Source organism: Streptomyces sp. NBC_00454, assembly GCF_041434015.1.
Classification (GTDB): Bacteria; Actinomycetota; Actinomycetes; order Streptomycetales; family Streptomycetaceae; genus Streptomyces.
The window spans coordinates 7,663,976-7,680,516 of record NZ_CP107907.1 but is presented as its reverse complement, the minus strand read 5'-3'; the positions used below and the strand labels follow the sequence as shown (position 1 = coordinate 7,680,516).

Annotated in this window: 10 protein-coding genes; 5 read left to right on the top strand and 5 right to left on the bottom strand. The window is 70.4% G+C overall.

Annotated features, from left to right (window positions below; all coding sequences use genetic code 11):
• Positions 1-7: 7 nt before the first annotated feature.
• From OHU74_RS35060 to OHU74_RS35045, 4 genes are all read left to right on the top strand, one after another.
• Positions 8-2,143, top strand: a complete 2,136-nt coding sequence (locus OHU74_RS35060) for an alpha-galactosidase (RefSeq protein WP_371614135.1) — start codon at positions 8-10, stop codon at positions 2,141-2,143.
• A 65-nt stretch (positions 2,144-2,208) separates the two neighbouring features.
• On the top strand, positions 2,209-3,717 hold the full coding sequence (locus OHU74_RS35055; protein WP_371614136.1) for a glycoside hydrolase family 43 protein: 1,509 nt from the start codon (positions 2,209-2,211) through the stop codon (positions 3,715-3,717).
• Positions 3,718-3,758: 41 nt separating this feature from the next.
• Entirely contained in the window at positions 3,759-5,513 is a 1,755-nt protein-coding gene (locus OHU74_RS35050) for a cellulase family glycosylhydrolase (protein WP_371614137.1), read from the top strand.
• Positions 5,514-5,705: 192 nt separating this feature from the next.
• The gene (locus tag OHU74_RS35045) at positions 5,706-6,722 is read left to right on the top strand and encodes a LacI family DNA-binding transcriptional regulator (protein WP_371614138.1); all 1,017 of its coding nucleotides are present in this window, start codon (positions 5,706-5,708) and stop codon (positions 6,720-6,722) included.
• A 91-nt stretch (positions 6,723-6,813) separates the two neighbouring features.
• On the opposite strand, the gene OHU74_RS35040 is transcribed toward OHU74_RS35045, so the two are convergent.
• The 5 genes from OHU74_RS35040 to OHU74_RS35020 form a co-directional block, all read right to left on the bottom strand.
• Positions 6,814-7,530: a hypothetical protein gene (locus tag OHU74_RS35040; protein ID WP_371614139.1), complete on the bottom strand. Its 717-nt coding sequence runs from the start codon at positions 7,528-7,530 to the stop codon at positions 6,814-6,816.
• A 112-nt stretch (positions 7,531-7,642) separates the two neighbouring features.
• A complete protein-coding gene (locus OHU74_RS35035) occupies positions 7,643-9,619 on the bottom strand; it encodes a beta-galactosidase (protein ID WP_371614140.1) in 1,977 nt (658 codons plus the stop codon).
• Positions 9,620-9,683: 64 nt separating this feature from the next.
• On the bottom strand, positions 9,684-10,610 hold the full coding sequence (locus OHU74_RS35030; protein WP_371614141.1) for a carbohydrate ABC transporter permease: 927 nt from the start codon (positions 10,608-10,610) through the stop codon (positions 9,684-9,686).
• Positions 10,607-11,689 carry an ABC transporter permease gene (locus OHU74_RS35025; protein WP_371614142.1) on the bottom strand — a complete coding sequence of 361 codons (1,083 nt, stop codon included), beginning with the start codon at positions 11,687-11,689 and terminating at the stop codon, positions 10,607-10,609. Before OHU74_RS35025 ends, OHU74_RS35030 begins: the two co-directional genes overlap by 4 nt.
• Complete coding sequence (locus tag OHU74_RS35020; protein ID WP_371614143.1) at positions 11,689-13,350, bottom strand: extracellular solute-binding protein; 1,662 nt, start codon at positions 13,348-13,350, stop codon at positions 11,689-11,691. The genes OHU74_RS35025 and OHU74_RS35020 overlap by 1 nt, the downstream gene beginning before the upstream one ends.
• 323 nt (positions 13,351-13,673) lie before the next feature.
• On the opposite strand from OHU74_RS35020, the gene OHU74_RS35015 reads away from it, so the two are divergent.
• The gene (locus OHU74_RS35015) at positions 13,674-16,520 is read left to right on the top strand and encodes a glycoside hydrolase family 3 C-terminal domain-containing protein (RefSeq protein ID WP_371614144.1); all 2,847 of its coding nucleotides are present in this window, start codon (positions 13,674-13,676) and stop codon (positions 16,518-16,520) included.
• The last annotated feature ends 21 nt before the right edge of the window (positions 16,521-16,541 follow it).

Here is a 16,541-nt window from a genome sequence, read left to right as displayed (position 1 = left end):
GGCCACGATGACCAAGGAACCAGAGACCTTCCACTGGGGGCACGAGGCCCTCCACCTCGAGATCGCCCTCGATGAGCACGGCAGCCCGCGCCTGACGCACCTCGGACCACCCGGCGAAGCGCGGGACATCCCCGGTGCATCGCTGCCCCTGGTGGAGGTGACGGCCACGGGTCACGGCCGCGGCTGGTCGGGCGACCGCCTGATCGGGACCGATCTCGGCGGCCGTCTGCGCCACCGGAGCCACCGCGCGACCCGCGACGGGGACTGGCACACACTGACCGTGCACCTGCACGATCCGGAAACCGGGCTGGCCGCGGAGGTGACCTACCGGTCACCGGACGGCATCCCCGTGCTCCGCAGCGAGATGACCCTGCGCAACGAAGGGCGGGCCGCGCTGCACCTGGAGTCGGTCAGCTCGCTCGCGGTGGGCTGCCTGACCCCGCAGGATCCGGCGGCCGTCGATGACGCGGACCTGCTGTGGGCGGAGAACGACTGGCTCGCCGAATGCCGCTGGCGGCGACAGCCGATGCGCCTGACCACGCCGGCCCACGGCGGACGGGTGACCAACGGGCACGGCAGAGCCGGCTTCGCCCTCAACGGACAGGGCACCTGGTCCAGTTGCGGCCGCCTGCCCATGGGCGGCCTGACGGACCGGCGTACCGGCCGCACGTGGGTGTGGCAGATCGAGCACAACGGCGGGGGCTGGCGCTGGGAGTGCGCGGAGCACGACCGGGCGGCCTACGCGGCCCTGTTCGGACCCACCGACACCCAGCACGGCTGGCGGCACTCCCTCGAACCCGGCACCGCCTTCCGCACCGTCCCCGCCGCCCTGTCCTTCAGCGCCGACGGAGGACCCGACGCCGCGTTCGCCGCGCTGACCCGCTACCGCCGCGCCCAACGCCGCCCACACGCCGACCACCAGCGCCTGCCCGTCATCTTCAACGACTACATGAACTGCCTGATGGGCGACCCCACGACCGGGAAGCTGCTGCCGCTCGTCGACGCGGCGGCCGACGCGGGCGCGGAGTACTTCGTGATCGACGCCGGCTGGTACGACGACGACAACGGCGGCTGGTGGACCACCGTCGGCGCCTGGGAGCCCGCCGCCTCCCGGTTCCCCGGGACGCGCGGGATCCACGAGGTGCTGGACCGCATCCGGGAGCGCGGCATGGTTCCCGGGCTGTGGCTGGAGCCGGAGGTGATCGGCGTACGCAGCCCCGTGGCCAAGTCCCTGCCCGACGGGGCGTTCTTCCGCCGCGACGGCGCCCGAGTCACGGAGGCCGGCCGGCACCACCTGGACCTGCGCCATCCGGACGCCCGCGCCCACCTGGACCAGGTCGTGGACCGCCTCGTCGGCGAGTGGGGCGTCGGATACCTCAAACTCGACCACAACATCGACCCCGGCTCCGGCACCAGCGCCCACCCCGGCGAGACCCCGGGCGCCGGCCTGCTCGGCCACAACCGGGCGCACCTCGACTGGCTCGACGGCGTCCTCGACCGGTACCCGCACCTGGTACTGGAGAACTGTGCCTCCGGCGGCATGCGCTGGGACGACGCCATGCTCTCCCGGATGCAGCTGCAGTCCACCAGCGACCAGCAGAACCTCGCCCGCTACGCGCCCATCGCGGCTTCCGCGCCCACCGCCGTCACCCCCGAACAGGGTGCCGTCTGGGCGTACCCCCAGCCGGAGGACTCCCCCGACGAGGTGGCCTTCACCATGGCCAGCGCACTCCTCGGCCGGATCCACCTCTCCGGCCGCCTGACCGAACTCGAACCGGAAGCCCGCGCCCTGGTCCATGAGGCGGTGGCGGTGTACAAGGCCATCCGCGCCGACCTGCCGCACGCCGTGCCGTCCTGGCCACTGGGCCTTCCCGCCTGGGACGACCCCTGGATCGCCCTGGCCCTGCACACTCCCGCCGCCACCTACCTCACCGCCTGGCGCCGCCCCGGAACCGACGCCACGGCGATGCTGCGCCTGCCGCACCTGCGGAACACCGCCGCCCACGTCGACCTGCTCTACCCCTCGGCGAGCCGGGCCGTTTCCGACTGGATGCCCGACACGGCCGAGCTGAGGCTGACCCTGCCCACCGCGCCCTCCGCCGTCCTGCTGCGCATCACCCCCGCGGACCGCGGCAGTTCCTGAACCACCCCACGCCCGCATCACGCATCACGCATCACGCATCACGCATCGACGAGAGGACCCATCGGGTGCCCCCACCGCACCGGCCGGACGGACGCTCCGCCAACCCCGTGATCCCCGGCTTCCACCCCGATCCCAGCATCTGCCGGGTCGGTGACGACTACTACCTGGCCTGCTCCAGCTTCGAGTACTTCCCCGGCGTTCCCCTCTTCCACAGCCGTGACCTGGTGCACTGGACGCAGATCGGCAACGCCCTGGACCGGCCGGAGCAATTGCGTCTGTCGGACGCGTGGTCCTCCGGCGGGATCTACGCCCCCACCCTGCGCCACCACAACGACCGCTTCTGGTTGATCGTCACCAACTGCAGCGAGGGCGGCGGCAACCTGATCGTCACGGCCACCGACCCCGCCGGACCGTGGTCGGACCCCATCCGGGCGCCGGGTGTCCCCGGCATCGATCCCGACCTGGTCTGGGACGAGGACGGCACCTGCTGGTGCACGGTCGCCGGGGGCTCGCAGGTCCGTCTCGACCCGTCCACCGGGCGGACGTACGGTATCCCGCGCCAGCTCTGGTCCGGCGGGCCCGGCGCCAAGGCCCCGGAGGCGCCGCACCTGTACCGGATCGGCGACTACTGGTACCTGCTCATCGCCGAGGGCGGCACCGAACGCGGCCACGCCGTGTCGATCGCCCGCGGTCGTACGCCCGCCGGCCCGTTCGAGCCGTGCCCGGCCAACCCGGTCCTCACCCACCGCGGCACCGACCACCCCGTCCAGAACACCGGGCACGCCGATCTGGTCCAAGGCCCCGACGGATCCTGGTGGATGGTGCTGCTCGGCGTACGGCCCGGTGGCGGAACTCCGGGCTGGCACGTACTCGGCCGGGAGACCTTCCTGACCCCCGTGACCTGGGTGGACGACTGGCCGGTCGTCGGCGAGGTCTCCCTGGAGCTGCCGGAGCTCCCGTGGCCGCTCTTCCCCGGCCCCGTCGAGGAGCAGCGGGACGACTTCGACCTCGCCGAGCTGCGCCCCTCCTGGATCTCCCTGCGCGACCGGTCCGCCGAACACTGCACCACCAAGGAGCGCCCCGGCTGGCTGACGCTGCGCGCGCGGGGCGGCTCCCTGGACGAACCCGACGCGGTGTTCACCGGCCGGCGCCAGCAGCACCTCGCGTGCCGGGCACGGACCCTGACCGACCCCTCGCAAGGGCGCGGCGGCCTCGCCGTCCGCCTCGACGAGCAGCACCATTACGCGATCGAGGCGTCCGGCTCGGAGGTACGGGTCGTCGCGCGCGTCGGCCCCCTGAGCACGGTCGTGGCCGCACGCTCCGTGCCCGCCGGGCCGGTGGTCCTCGCCGTCACGATCGCACAGCCGGCGCCGCACGGACCGTGCACCGGCCCCGACCTCGTCCGACTCGGCGTCGAGCAGCCCGACGGCACGTTCACCGAGCTCGCGGCCCTCGACGGCCGCTACCTGTCGACCGAGGTCGCCGGCGGCTTCACCGGCCGCGTCATCGGCATGTACGCCGCTCAAGGCAGCGTCCACTTCGACTGGTTCGAGTACGAGCCCCTCGACGGCTGAACCAGGCCCCCACCCGTACGACCGACCGAAAGGCACGAGACATGAAGGACATACGGCGCCGCGCGCAGCACCGCGGCCGCGGCCCGGGCCGCCTGGCCGCCCTGCTGCTGACGCTGGTCGTCATGCTGGGGCTGAGCGCCGGCACCGCGCTGGCCGGGCCCGACGACCATCGCAAGCCGTCGCGGCCGGTGGTCCGGGTTCCGGACAACCCCATGGACGCCGTCGCGCGGATGCAGCCCAGCTGGAACCTGGGCAACACCCTGGACGCCATCCCGGACGAGGGGTCCTGGGGCAACGGACAGACCACCAAGGCGACGTTCGACACCATAGCCGGCCAGGGGTTTCGCAGCGTCCGCATCCCGGTGACCTGGACCGACCACCAATCCGCCACCGCGCCGTACACGATCGACGCCGCCTACATGGCCCGGGTCAAGCAGATCGTCGACTGGGCGCTGGCCGACGGCCTGTACGTGGTGCTCAACGTCCACCACGACTCGTGGATGTGGGTCGAGAAGATCACGAGCGACCACGACAAGGTGATGGCCCGGTTCAACTCCACCTGGTCCCAGATCTCCACGACCTTCCGTGACGCGCCGCGCACCCTGATCTTCGAGGGCATCAACGAGCCGAGCTTCGCCAACGCCACGGACGCGCAGAAGGCCTCCTACCTGAAGGAGCTGCAGACCTCGTTCCACTCCGTGGTCCGCGCTTCGGGCGGCGCGAACGCGAACCGCATGTTGTCGCTGACCACGCCGGGCGGCAGCGGTGACCAGGTCCACCTGGACAACCTGTACACCACGATCACCTCACTGAAGGACCGTCAGCTCATCGCGCAGGTGCACTTCTACAGCTGGTACCCGTTCAGCGTGAACGTGGCGGGCGGCACCCTGTACGACGACGTCGCGCAGAAGCACCTGGAGGATTCCTTCGCCGCCATGCACCGCACCTTCGTCGCCAGGGGCATCCCGCTCTATCTCGGCGAGTACGGTCTGCTGGGCTATCCCGATCAGTTCCACCCCTCCCGCATCGAGCGGGGCGAGGCGCTGAAGTACTACGAGCACGTGGGCTACGGGGCCCGCAAGTACGGCTTCACCACCGCCCTGTGGGACGCGTTCGGCTACCTGAACCGCGACACCCTCCAGTGGCGTGACCCGGCCCTGTTCGCCGCGATCAAGTCGAGCTGGACCACCCGCTCGGGCACGGCATCCTTCGACAAGGTCTTCGTCCCGAAGTCCGGCCCGGTCACGGACAAGTCGCTCACCCTGAACCTCAACGGCACCTTCTTCCGGGGACTGTGGCAGGGCGACACCAGGCTGGTCGCCGGACGGGATTACACCGTCACCGGCAACCAGCTGACCTTCACCGCCAAGGCGCTCACCCGCCTGGTCGGCAACCGCGCCTACGGCGTCAACTCGACGCTCCAGGCCCGGTTCACCAGTGGGCTGCCCTGGAACATCGACATCGTCACCAACGACGCTCCGTCGGTGGCGGCCGCCACCGGCACCACGGACTCGTTCGCCGTCCCCACCCAGTACCGGGGCAACGACCTGGCGACCATGCACGCCACCTACGCCGACGGCACCAACGCCGGCCCGATCGACTGGAACCCCTACCAGGAGTTCAACAAGGCGTTCTCGCCCGACTACCCGAACGGCACGATCATCCTGACCCCCGAGTTCCTGAGCGCGCTCCACGACGGACAGCCGGCGACGCTGGTCTTCCACTTCTACAGCGGCGCCACCGCCACCTACCACGTCACCAAGTCCGCAAGCGCGGTCACCGGCACGGTCTCCTGACGCGCCACGCCCCCGCCCGCGCCCCGGCCGCCCGCGCCCCCGGGCGGCCGGGGCACCCCCACCCGGATCGTCGAAGCGCTTCGACTCAGGGTTGGACACGCGTCCATGCTGGAGCTAGGGTCGGCGTGCGGAACACCACGTATATGGTATGACGCGGACTGTCGAAGCGTTTCACAAGGCTGGGAGAGCTAGATGGTAACCCTCGTCGAGGTCGCCCAGCACGCCGGAGTGTCGGCGAGCACGGTGAGCTATGTCCTCAGCGGCAAGCGGTCCATCTCCGCGACCACCCGACTGCGGGTCGAACAGAGCATCCGCGAGCTGGGGTACCACCCGAACGCCGGTGCGCGTGCCCTGGCCAGCAGCAGGTCGAACATCATCGCGCTGATGGTTCCGCTGCGCACCGACATGTACGTGCCGGTGATGATGGAGATCGCCATCGCGGTCGCCACGACGGCCCGGACCCACGGGTACGACGTGCTGCTGCTGACCGGCGAGGAGGGGCCCGACGCCGTCCGCCGCGTCACCGGCAGTGGGCTCGCCGACGCGATGATCCTGATGGACGTCGAACTCGACGACGAGCGGCTGCCGCTGCTGCGCGGCACCGACCTGCCGTCCGTACTGATCGGGCTGCCCGCCGACACCTCGGGGCTGACCTGCGTCGACCTCGACTTCAAGGCCACCGGCGCGTTGTGCGTCGAGCACCTGGCGACGCTCGGCCACCGCGACATCGCCGTCATCGGCGAGGCCCCCGCGGTCTACGAACGGCACACCGGCTTCGCCGAGCGCACTCTCGACGGACTCCGCTCCCAGGCCCGGGAGTTGGGCATGAGGATGTTGCACCGGCCGTGCGGGGGCGGCTACGACGCGATGGCCGTCACCCTCGCCCGCATCCTCGACGAGCGCCCGGGCACCTCCGGGTTCGTCGTACAGAACGAGCAGGCGGTCGAGCCGCTGCTCGCCCTGCTGCGCCGCCAGGGCCGCGCCGTGCCCGAGGACGTGTCGGTGGTCGCGATCTGCCCGGACCAGGTGGCCGTCCAGGCCTCGGTGCGGCTGACGTCGGTCTCCATCCCCGCACAGGAGATGGGCCGGCACGCGGTCGACCGTCTGGTCGCCAAGCTCGACGGCCGCGGAACCGATGAAGTCGTGCTCATCGCCCCCGAGTTGACGGTACGGGAGAGTACCGGAGCCGCGCCCTCCCCCGCCTCCTGACCCGACACGCCTGCGGGGCCGAAACGCCTGCGGGCCGAGGCCGGTCCGCGCCCGGGAAGGCGCGGACCGGCCTCGGCCCTGAAGTCTCGGGTCAGCCTCCGCTGACGGTCAGGTTGTTGGTGGTGAAGTTGAGGCCACCGGACGACGAGGTGATCTCATAGCCGAACTGGACGTCGCCGATGGTCTCGCTGCCGGGCATCCAGCCCTTGGTGTGCGCGATCCAGTTGAGGATCGGCTTGACGTCCACGGTTCCGGAGTTGGAGTCGGACGTCCGCAGGAACGAGAACACCTGGTTCGACCCGTTGGTGCCCTTGTAGACGTTCCAGTTGTGTCCGCCGAGCGAGACGGTGGCCTGCCAGGTGCCGATCGGGCCGACGGCCCCGTTGTAGTTGACCCAGAGCATGATCTCGTACCGGTGGCCGGTGTCCCAGATGTCGTACGAGGTGTTGTAGGCGCCGGACGACGGGACGCTGACGTTGTAGCTGCTGGTGAGCCAGCCGAGGGAGTCGATCGTCTTGTTGATCGCCTTCGTCGAGTTGGGGTAGGACTTGATGCCGCCGGTATTGGGGTGGTTCGCCCAGACACCCCAGCCGGTCCCGGAGTTGGCCCAGATGCACTGGCTTCCGGTACCGGAGCCCCAGACGTTGTTGTAGAGCTTGTAGCCGTTCAGGCTGGTGCTGCCCCATTGGTCGCAGGAGTTCCACACTGCTGCCGAAGCGGGGGCGGAGGCCAGCCCGACGGTGGCTCCGAGAGCCATCGCCGGCGCCAGCACCGTCATGGCGATCTTGCGCATCGCATTTTTGACCATGGTGTCCCTTCCATGGGTGGGGGGAAATTGCGGGAGTGCTACTGCGCCCCCTGGCGGGGGACGCGATCCTCTCCGGCGACGCGATCGATCGGGTGGGCGCCACCGGAAGAAGTCATGGCTTCGACGACCGGAGCACCGCCACGCCGCGGCGGCCGAGGGTCACCCGGTCGGTCACGGCCGTCCCGGTCAGGAGGTCGTGGTGGGTGCCGGGCACCTCGACGGTCACCGGCTCGCGGCCGTGGTTGAGCACGAACAGCGCCTCGCCCCGGCGGACGGCCTCGACCTGCTCGGGGAGGCCTTCGAGCACCGGCCGGACGCCCGCGGCGGAGGCGATCCCGGCCAGCAGGTCGCGCAGCGCCTCCGGCTCCGGGAGCGTGGAGAGGTACCAGGCCCGGCCCTTGCGCAGGACCGCGGGCAGTCCGTCCAGTTCACCGCCCTTGTACGCCGCGGTCTCCTCGGCGGTGCCGTCGGCCTCCAGCTCCTCGGACCACAGGGACGCCCTGAAGCCCTCGCAGGTGACGCTCTCCCCCGCGTCCAGCGGCCACCACTCGTGCAGGGTGCGGATGCCGAACAGCTCGCGCAGCCGGTAATCCATGCCGCCGGCGCGGACCCGGTCGTCCTGGTCGGCGACGCCGGTCTGGAAGCCGCAGACGAGGGTGCCACCCCGGCGGACGTGGGCGAGGAGATTGTCGATCGCCGCGTCGGTGAGCGCGTACAGCTGCGGCACGACGACCACGGCGTACGGCGTCAGGTCGTGCTCGGGGTGGGCGAAGTCCGTGGTGAAGTGCGCCTGCCACAGCGCCCGGTGCCAGGCGCGCAGGATGTCCGGGTAGTCCACCAGCTTGGACGGTCGGCCGTCCTGGGCTCCGGCCCACCAGGCGTTCCAGTCGTGCAGGACCGCGATGTCCGCGGTGACGTTCCGGCCGCTCACCCCGGAGGCGATCCGCTCCAGATCCGCTCCGAGCTGCTTGACCTCCTGGAAGGTACGGCCATGTTCCCCGGCATGGCTGACCATGCCGGAGTGGAACTTCTCCGCGCCCTGGCGGGACTGGCGCCACTGGAAGTAGCAGACGGCGTCGGCGCCCCGGGCCACGGCCTGGAGGGACCAGAGCCGGCCCAGTCCCCGGGGCTTGGGGTGGTTCACGCCCCGCCAGTTGACGGGCCCGGCGGCCTGCTCCATGAGCATCCACGGCCCGCGCGCCTGGGAGCGGGTCATGTCCTGGACGAGGGCGCCGCTCTGGGCACCCAGCGGGTCGCGCGGATCCGGGTAGATGTCGACGGAGACCACGTCCTCCTCCTGCGCCCAGCGCCAGGCGTCCTGGCCCACCCACAGCGGCATGAAGTTGCTGGTCACCGGCAGGTGCGGGGTGTGGCTGCGGACGATGTCCCGCTCGGCGGCGTAGCACTCCAGGAGCATGTCGGAGGTGAAGCGCCGGAAGTCCAGCACTTGGGTGGGGTTGCGCATGTAGTGGGGCAGGCGGGGCGGCAGGATGCCGTCCCAGGTGTCGTAGCCCTGACTCCAGAAGGCGGTGCCCCAGGTCTCGTTGAGGGCTTCGAGGGTTCCGTGCTTCTCGCGGAGCCAGCGGCGGAAGGCCGCCGCGGCCTCGTCGCCGTAGTCGAAGGTGCAGTACTCGTTGTTGATGTGCCACATCGTCAGCGCCGGGTGGCCGCCGTAGCGGGCGGCGAGGTCCTCGGTGATGGCGGCGGCGTAGCGCCGGTAGGTGGCACTGGAGTGCGAGAAGTGCTGGCGGCCGCCCCACCACTCGGTGCGGCCGTCCTCGGTGACGGGCAGGGTGTCCGGGTGGAGCCGGCCCAGCCAGGGCGGTGGCGAGGAGGTCGGGGTGGCGAGGACGACGCCGATGCCGTTCTCGTGCATCAGGTCCATCAGCGTGTCCAGTCGGCCGAACTCCCGGGCGCCGGGCGCCGGTTCCAGCGTCGACCAGGAGAAGACGCCGAGGGTGACGGAGTTGACCCCGGCCGCCTTCATCAGCCGCACGTCCTCGTGCCAGGTCTCCTCGGGCCACTGCTCCGGGTTGTAGTCGCCGCCGAAGAGCAGACGGCCTCGTGTCGCATCGCTCAGGTCGGGCATCGGAGGGGCTCCTCGTAGTGCGGGCGGCAGCGGTCGGTGGCGAGGCGGACCGGAGGGGGCGGCTTCAGCCCTTGACTGCGCCGGTGAGCATGCCCTTCTTGAAGTGCCGCTGGACGAAGGGGGAGGCGATCGCGACGGGGATCAGCGCGAGGACCATGACGGCCATCTGCAGTCCCAGCGAGGAGAGTTGTCCGGTGCGGACCGCCTGCTGGAGGCCGGTCGGCGCTTCGGTGTGCTTCTGGACCAGTTGGATGAGCACGTTCTGCAGCGGCATCATCTCCTGGTCGGAGAGGTAGATGGAGGCGTTGAACCAGGAACTCCAGTAGCCGACCGCGTAGAACAGCGAGATGACGGCCAGCACGGCGCGCGACAGCGGCATGATGATGGTCAGCAGGATGCGCAGGTCGCCGGCCCCGTCGATGCGGGCAGACTCGGTGAGTTCGGGTGAGATCCCCATGAAGAAGGCCCGCAGGACCAGGATGTTGAAGACACTGACCGCGCTCGGCAGGACCAGCGACAGATAGGTGTCGGTGAGCCCCAGCGACTGCACCAGGAGATACGTCGGGATGAGGCCGGCCCCGAAGAACATGGTCGCCATCATGGTCATCAGGAAGAACCGATGGCCCAGACTCCCCGGCCGCGACAGGCCGTAGGCCGCCAGCACCGACACCGTCATCGAGAACAGCGTGCCGAAGAGCGTGACACCGGCCGAGACCATGATCGCCCGGCTGACCTGGCCACCGCCGAGCAGTTCGGTGTAGTTGACGAAGGTGATGCCCCGGGGGATCACGACGAGGCCGCCGACCCGGTCGATCACGGGTTTGGGAGAGAGGCTGGTGACGATCACGATCCACAGCGGAGCGAGCACCCCCAGGCAGCAGAGAAGGAGGAAGCCGCTCTTGGCGGCGAGTCCCGCCTTGCTCGGCGACTCCTCCCACACGGGGCGGGCGGGGGCCTTGAGGCTGCGGACGAGCTGTGTGTTGAGGCTCATTTCTTGTACACCCCCTGCTCGCCCAGCAGGTGCGCGAACTTGTTCGCGCCCAGGACGAGGCAGATTCCGATGAGCCCCTTGGCCAGGCCGACCGCGGCCGCGTAGCTGAAGTCGCCGTTCTGGATGCCCATGTTCCACACGTACGTGTCGAGAACCTCGCTGGCCCCCGCGCCGACCGCGTCCCGCTGGAGCAGGAACTGCTCGAATCCGACGCTCAGCGCGTCGCCCACCCTGAGGACGAGCAGCAGCGCGATCACCGGGCGCAGCGCTGGCAGCGTCACGTGCCACATGCGGCGCCAGCGCCCCGCGCCGTCCATGGCGGCGGCCTCGTACAGGTCGGTGCTGACGGCGGACAGGGCCGCGAGGAAGACGATGATCCCCCAGCCGGCGTCCTTCCACACGGACTGCGCGGTGACCAGGTACTTGAAGAGGTCCGCGTTGGTCATCAGGTCGAAGCCGCTCCACCCGTGCTGCTCCAGGGTCTGGGCGATGACGCCCGCGCCGCCGAAGAGCTGCTGGAACACGGTGACGACGAGGACCCACGAGAAGAAGTGCGGCAGATACATGATCGCCTGCGCCACGGCCCGCACCCGGGGCCGGATCACGCTGTTGATGAGCAGCGCGAGGGCGATGGGGACCGGGAAGAACAGCACCAGTTGGAGCGCGAACAGGAGGAGGGTGTTCTTGGTGGCGCTCCAGAACAGCGGGTCCTCGAACATCCGCGAGAACTGCTCGAAGCCGACCCAGGGACTGTGGAAGATCGCCGTGATGCCGTTGCTGGAGACGTACGGGTCGTAGTCCTGGAAGGCGACGATGTTGCCGAGCAGCGGGAGGTAGTTGAAGAGCAACAGCAGCAGGATGACGGGCACCGTCATCAGGATGAGCGCACGGTCACGGCGCAGCCGGATCCGGAACGCGACCGTGCCGCCCTTGCTCTTCCCGCCCGGCGCCCGCACCTTCGTCCCCGCGGTGGCGGCCCCGGCCTTCGTCCCCGCGGTGGCGAGCGCGACCGGCGTCGGCTTCTCGACGGCCGCGGGGGAACAAGTCCCGTCGGGCCTGCTCCCGGCCGTGAGGGACATCAGTTGCCGCTGCCGTTCTCGTCGAGGAGCTTCTTGTACCAGTCGCGCAGCTCGTCGCCGCCGGAGGACCTCCAGGTGGAGATGGCGGCCTGCACGTCGGAGAGCTTCTTGTTGCCCCGCACGTAGTCGATCTGCAGTTGCTCGTGCTGGCTGGCGAGGTTGGCGTAGCGGGTCGGCTCGACGATGGTCATGCCGTATATGGACGTTTTTTTCATGAAGGCCCCCATCCGCTGCTGCCACTCGACCTGCTTGCGGGCGACCTCGGGGAAGTCGGGGTGGGCGTAGTAGGGAGCCGGGGCCGCCAGCATCGTCCAGGCGTTGATCAGCTCGGAGTTACCCTGGTCGGTCTTGACGGGGACGCCGTCCCTGACCGTGTAGTGGGTGCCCTCGACGCCGTAGTCGACGAGCATCCGCTCCTTGGTGCCGTAGGGAGCGGCCGAGAAGTTGGCCGCGGCCAGCGCGTTCTCCACGGTCTCCTTCGAGGCGTCCTTGCTGATCAGCGACCAGATGATGGCGGGCGAGGACGCCCACAGCGTCGGGTTGCCGCCGGCGGCGCCGAAGATGTCCATGGCGTCGATCTGGAAGCCCGGGTTGGCCTGGGCCTGTTCGGCCGTCTTCTGGTACCAGGCGGACATGTCGCCGTTGAAGACCAGGATCTCTCCGGCGGTGAAGCGCTGTCCCGAGTCGCCGGAGCGCGCGATGTCATCGGGATGGACCACACCGGCGTCGAACAGCTTGCGGGTCCACTCCAGGGCCTCGAGGTATTCGGGCCGCTCGATGGCGTACCTCAGCTTGCCGTCGTCGTCGATGTTCCATTTGGGACAGGCGCCGAAGATGCTCCCCGAGAGCCAGCTCATGTCACCGCAGGCCCACACCTTGGCCTTGGCGCTGGTGGCGTCCTTGGCCCAGCTGAGGAACTCGTCGGCCGACTTGGGTACGGACCAGCCCTTCTTGTCGAAGAGGTCCTTGCGGTAGAACGGCACGATGAAGTTCGCGGAGGCGGCGGGCATCGGGATACCGCGCAGCGCGCCGCCGAAGATGCCCATGCGCCAGGCGTCGGACGGAATCGCGGCCAGGTTCGGGTACTTCTTGACCTTGTCGCCCGCCAGGTGGGGGCCGAGGTCCATGAACTTCGCGGTGACCGCGTTCGCGATCTTGCCGACCAGGTGCCAGTTGGCCACGACCACCATGTCGGGTACGGAGCTGGAGGCGAGGACGGCGCCGAGCTTCTCGCCGTAGGTGTTGCCGTCCTGATTCTGCCAGGTGACCTTGGTGCCAGCCGCCGCGTCGACCGCCTCGTAGTACGCGCACCCGGCCTTCGGCGGGGTGCCCCAGAGCGGGGACATGATCTTGAGGGGAACGCCGGTGCCGAGCTTGGCCGGGACCGAGGCGGCGAGGGCCGCGAGGTCGACCTTGGCGATGTAACCGTCCGACGAACCGTTCTTCGAAGGAAGGTCCGGCTTGGCGACCGTGCTGGCGACGTACGTCGGGAGCAGCTTGTCGGCGCCCTTGCCCGCCGTGGTCCCGTTGGGCGTCCCGCTGCCCGAGCCGCCGCAGGCGGTGAGCAGCGGCATTCCCCCGGCCACCGCCGCGGTGGCGACCGCCGTGGAGGCGAGGAAGCTTCTCCGGCTCGGTCCGGAGGAGGCGGCATTCGGCGTCATTGCGTCAACCCTTCATGGCGCACCTGGTCACCCGGCGGTGGGGCCGTCGGCTGCGGTGTCGTGACTGGAACTGACTCAGCTGAAGCGGACATCCGACCACTGCGACGCGCATTACAGTCGAAGCGCTTCGATGTTGCAGTGAGGTTAAGTGAACACCCAGGGGCGCACAAGGGTGGCTTCCAAGATTCCCCCGCGGCCGGAAAGAGACTCTTCGCATGCGCTGCTTGAGGCAAGGGCATGGATCCCTTGACGCCCACCCTGATGCCTGACGAGCATCGAAGCGCTTCGAAAGCACCTGCCGCTCCACCTCAAGGGGATCCCGCGTGTCCGCACATACGCCACACACACCACCACCTTTCCGCGACCCGACGCTTCCTTTCGCGAAGCGCATCGACGACCTCCTGTCGCGGCTCGCGCTCGACGAGAAGATCGGATTCCTGCACCAGTTCGCGCCCGCCGTGGAGCGGCTCGGCGTCGCCGCGTTCCGCACCGGTCAGGAGGCCCTGCACGGCGTCGCCTGGATGGGCCCGGCCACCGTCTTCCCGCAGGCGGTGGGCCTGGGCACGACCTGGAACACGGATCTCGTACGACGGGTCGGCGAGGCGGTCTCCAAGGAGGTCCGCGCGATGCGCACCCGCGACGACCGCGTGGGGCTGAACGTCTGGGCCCCGACCGTGAACCTGCTGCGCCACCCCCTGTGGGGCCGTAACGAGGAGGGCTACTCGGAGGACCCGAAGCTCACCTCGGCCATCGCCACCGCCTACACGCGCGGGCTGCGCGGCGAGCACCCGGCGTACTGGCGCACCGCGCCCGTCCTCAAGCACTGGCTGGCCCACAACAACGAGACGGGCCGCGACGTCACCTCCTCCTCGGTCCGCCCGCGCGTCCTGCACGAATACGACCTGCGCGCCTTCCGCGAGACGGTCGAGGCGGGCGCCGTGGCCGGAGTGATGCCGGCGTACAACCTGGTCAACGGCCGCCCGAACCACGTGTCGCCGTATCTGCGCGAGCATCTGCGCACCTGGACAGACGAGGAGCTGCTGGTCTGCTCGGACGCGGGCGCGCCCTCCAACCTGGTCGACTCCGAGCACTACTTCGACACCCACGAGGAAGCGACGGCCGCCGCGCTGCTGGCCGGCGTCGACAGCTTCACCGACCACGGCACCGACAGTTCGCAGATCACCGCACGGATCCGCGGCGCACTCGCGCAGGGCCTGCTGACCGAGCCGGACATCGACGTGGCGGTCCGCCGCCAGCTCTCGGTCCGCTTCCGCCTCGGCGAGTTCGACCCGGAACACGACCCCCACGCGCTCACCGCGGACTTCGACACCCCGGCCCACCGGGCCCTCGCCCAGGAGGCGGCCGAGCAGGCCGTCGTGCTGCTCAAGAACAGCGGTGGCCTGCTGCCGCTCGCGTCCGGCACCCGGATCGCGGTGGTCGGCCCGCTCGCCGACGAGTGCAAGCTCGACTGGTACAGCGGCACGCTCCTGCACCGCTCCACGCCGCTGGCAGGCCTGTACGAGCGGTTCGGCCCGGAAGAGGTGCGGTTCGCGGAGGGCGCGGACCGGATCCTGCTGAAGACCTCGGCCGGAACCTTCCTGCACGTACCCGAGGCGGTCGCCGACGACGAGGTGCGCGGCGCCGCGGGCGCCCTCGACCCGGCCCTGCTCGCGGGCCGGACGGACCTGCCCCCGCTCACCACCGGCGCGACCGGCACCGAGCTCTCCCTCGTCGACTGGGGCGAGGGCGCGGCGACCCTGCGCGCCCCCGACGGCCGCTACCTCTCCGTCGCCGAGGACGGCCGTGTCCGGGCCTCCGCCGACCAGCCCGGAGGGTGGGTCGTCCAGGAGACGTTCCGCCTGGAACCGCACGGGAACGGGCACCTCCTCCGGCACGTCGCTACGGGCCTCCCCGTCTCTGTCGCCGCCGACGGCCTGAAGGTTGCCGCCGGGAGCGGGGAGATCTTCGAGGTCGTCTTCGTCGAGAGGGGCGAGGACGCGGTGCACCGGGCCGCTTCGCAGGCGGACGTGGTCCTGGTGGTCGCGGGCAACGATCCGCACATCAACGGACGCGAGACCGAAGACCGTACGACCCTGGCCCTGCCCGCCCACCAGGAGCGACTCCTGCGCGCGGCCCGCGCGGCCAACCCGAACACGGTGCTGGCTCTGGTGTCGGCGTACCCGTACGCGGTCGATCACGCCGAGGTGCCGGCGCTGCTGTGGACGGCCCACGGCGGCCAGGCGGCCGGCAGCGCCCTGGCCCGGATCCTGGCCGGCGACGTCTCCCCCGCCGGCCGCCTCCCGCAGACCTGGTACGCCGACGACCGCGACCTGCCCGACCTCCTCGAATACGACGTGATCGGCGGCCGTCAGACGTACCTCTACTTCGAGGGCACGCCCCTCTTCCCCTTCGGCCACGGCCTGTCGTACGCGTCCTTCTCCTACGAAGGCCTCACGACCCGCGTCGAGGACGGGACGATGCACGTGTCCTTCACGGTCGCCAACACCGGTGACGTCACCGCGGACGAGGTCGCCCAGCTCTACACCCGGGCCGTGGACCCCTCGCTGCCACGGCCCCGCAGGGAACTGGCCGCGCACCGGCGGGTGACGCTCGCGCCCGGCGAGGTAACGGAGGTCGCCTTCAGCCTGCCGATGTCGGCCTTCGCGTTCTGGGACGTGGCGCAGGGGCGTCAGCGGGTGGCACCGGGTCCCTACGAGATCCTCGTAGGGGCGTCCAGCGAGGACATCCGCCTCACCCGGACCGTCGAGCTCGACGGCGAGCCGTCCCTCCCCCGGCCGGTCATGGCGGCCGGCCTGGACGCGGTGGACTTCGACGACCAGAGCGGCACCGAGATCGTGGACCGTACGAAGACCTCGGGTGACTCCGTCGCCCCTGTGGCCGGCCGGAGTGCGGGCGAGCTGGTGTTCCGTGACTGTGATTTCACGAAGGGGGCTGCCGGGATCACGGTGGAGGCCGCGGGTGAGGGCACGGTCGAACTCTCACTGGGTGACGGTCCGGTGCTGGCCGTGCTCGCGCTGTCCCCGGGCACGGCCGGTCCGTACGACTACGCCACCGTGAGCGCCCCCGTCGGCGTGGCGGCCGGTGTGCACGAAGTGCGCCTCGGACTGCGCGGCACGGTGCGGCTCGCGCGCGTCACCTTCTCCGTCTGAGGCGGGGTGTGAGGCAGGGTG

Excerpts from the sequence above, each read along its gene's own strand:
- OHU74_RS35060 (WP_371614135.1), top strand. The coding sequence starts at position 8 with ATGACCAAGGAACCAGAGACCTTCCACTGGGGGCACGAGGCCCTCCAC.
- OHU74_RS35050 (WP_371614137.1), top strand. The coding sequence starts at position 3,759 with ATGAAGGACATACGGCGCCGCGCGCAGCACCGCGGCCGCGGCCCGGGC.
- OHU74_RS35045 (WP_371614138.1), top strand. The coding sequence starts at position 5,706 with ATGGTAACCCTCGTCGAGGTCGCCCAGCACGCCGGAGTGTCGGCGAGC.
- OHU74_RS35040 (WP_371614139.1), bottom strand. The coding sequence starts at position 7,530 with ATGGTCAAAAATGCGATGCGCAAGATCGCCATGACGGTGCTGGCGCCG.
- OHU74_RS35035 (WP_371614140.1), bottom strand. The coding sequence starts at position 9,619 with ATGCCCGACCTGAGCGATGCGACACGAGGCCGTCTGCTCTTCGGCGGC.
- OHU74_RS35030 (WP_371614141.1), bottom strand. The coding sequence starts at position 10,610 with ATGAGCCTCAACACACAGCTCGTCCGCAGCCTCAAGGCCCCCGCCCGC.
- OHU74_RS35025 (WP_371614142.1), bottom strand. The coding sequence starts at position 11,689 with ATGTCCCTCACGGCCGGGAGCAGGCCCGACGGGACTTGTTCCCCCGCG.
- OHU74_RS35020 (WP_371614143.1), bottom strand. The coding sequence starts at position 13,350 with ATGACGCCGAATGCCGCCTCCTCCGGACCGAGCCGGAGAAGCTTCCTC.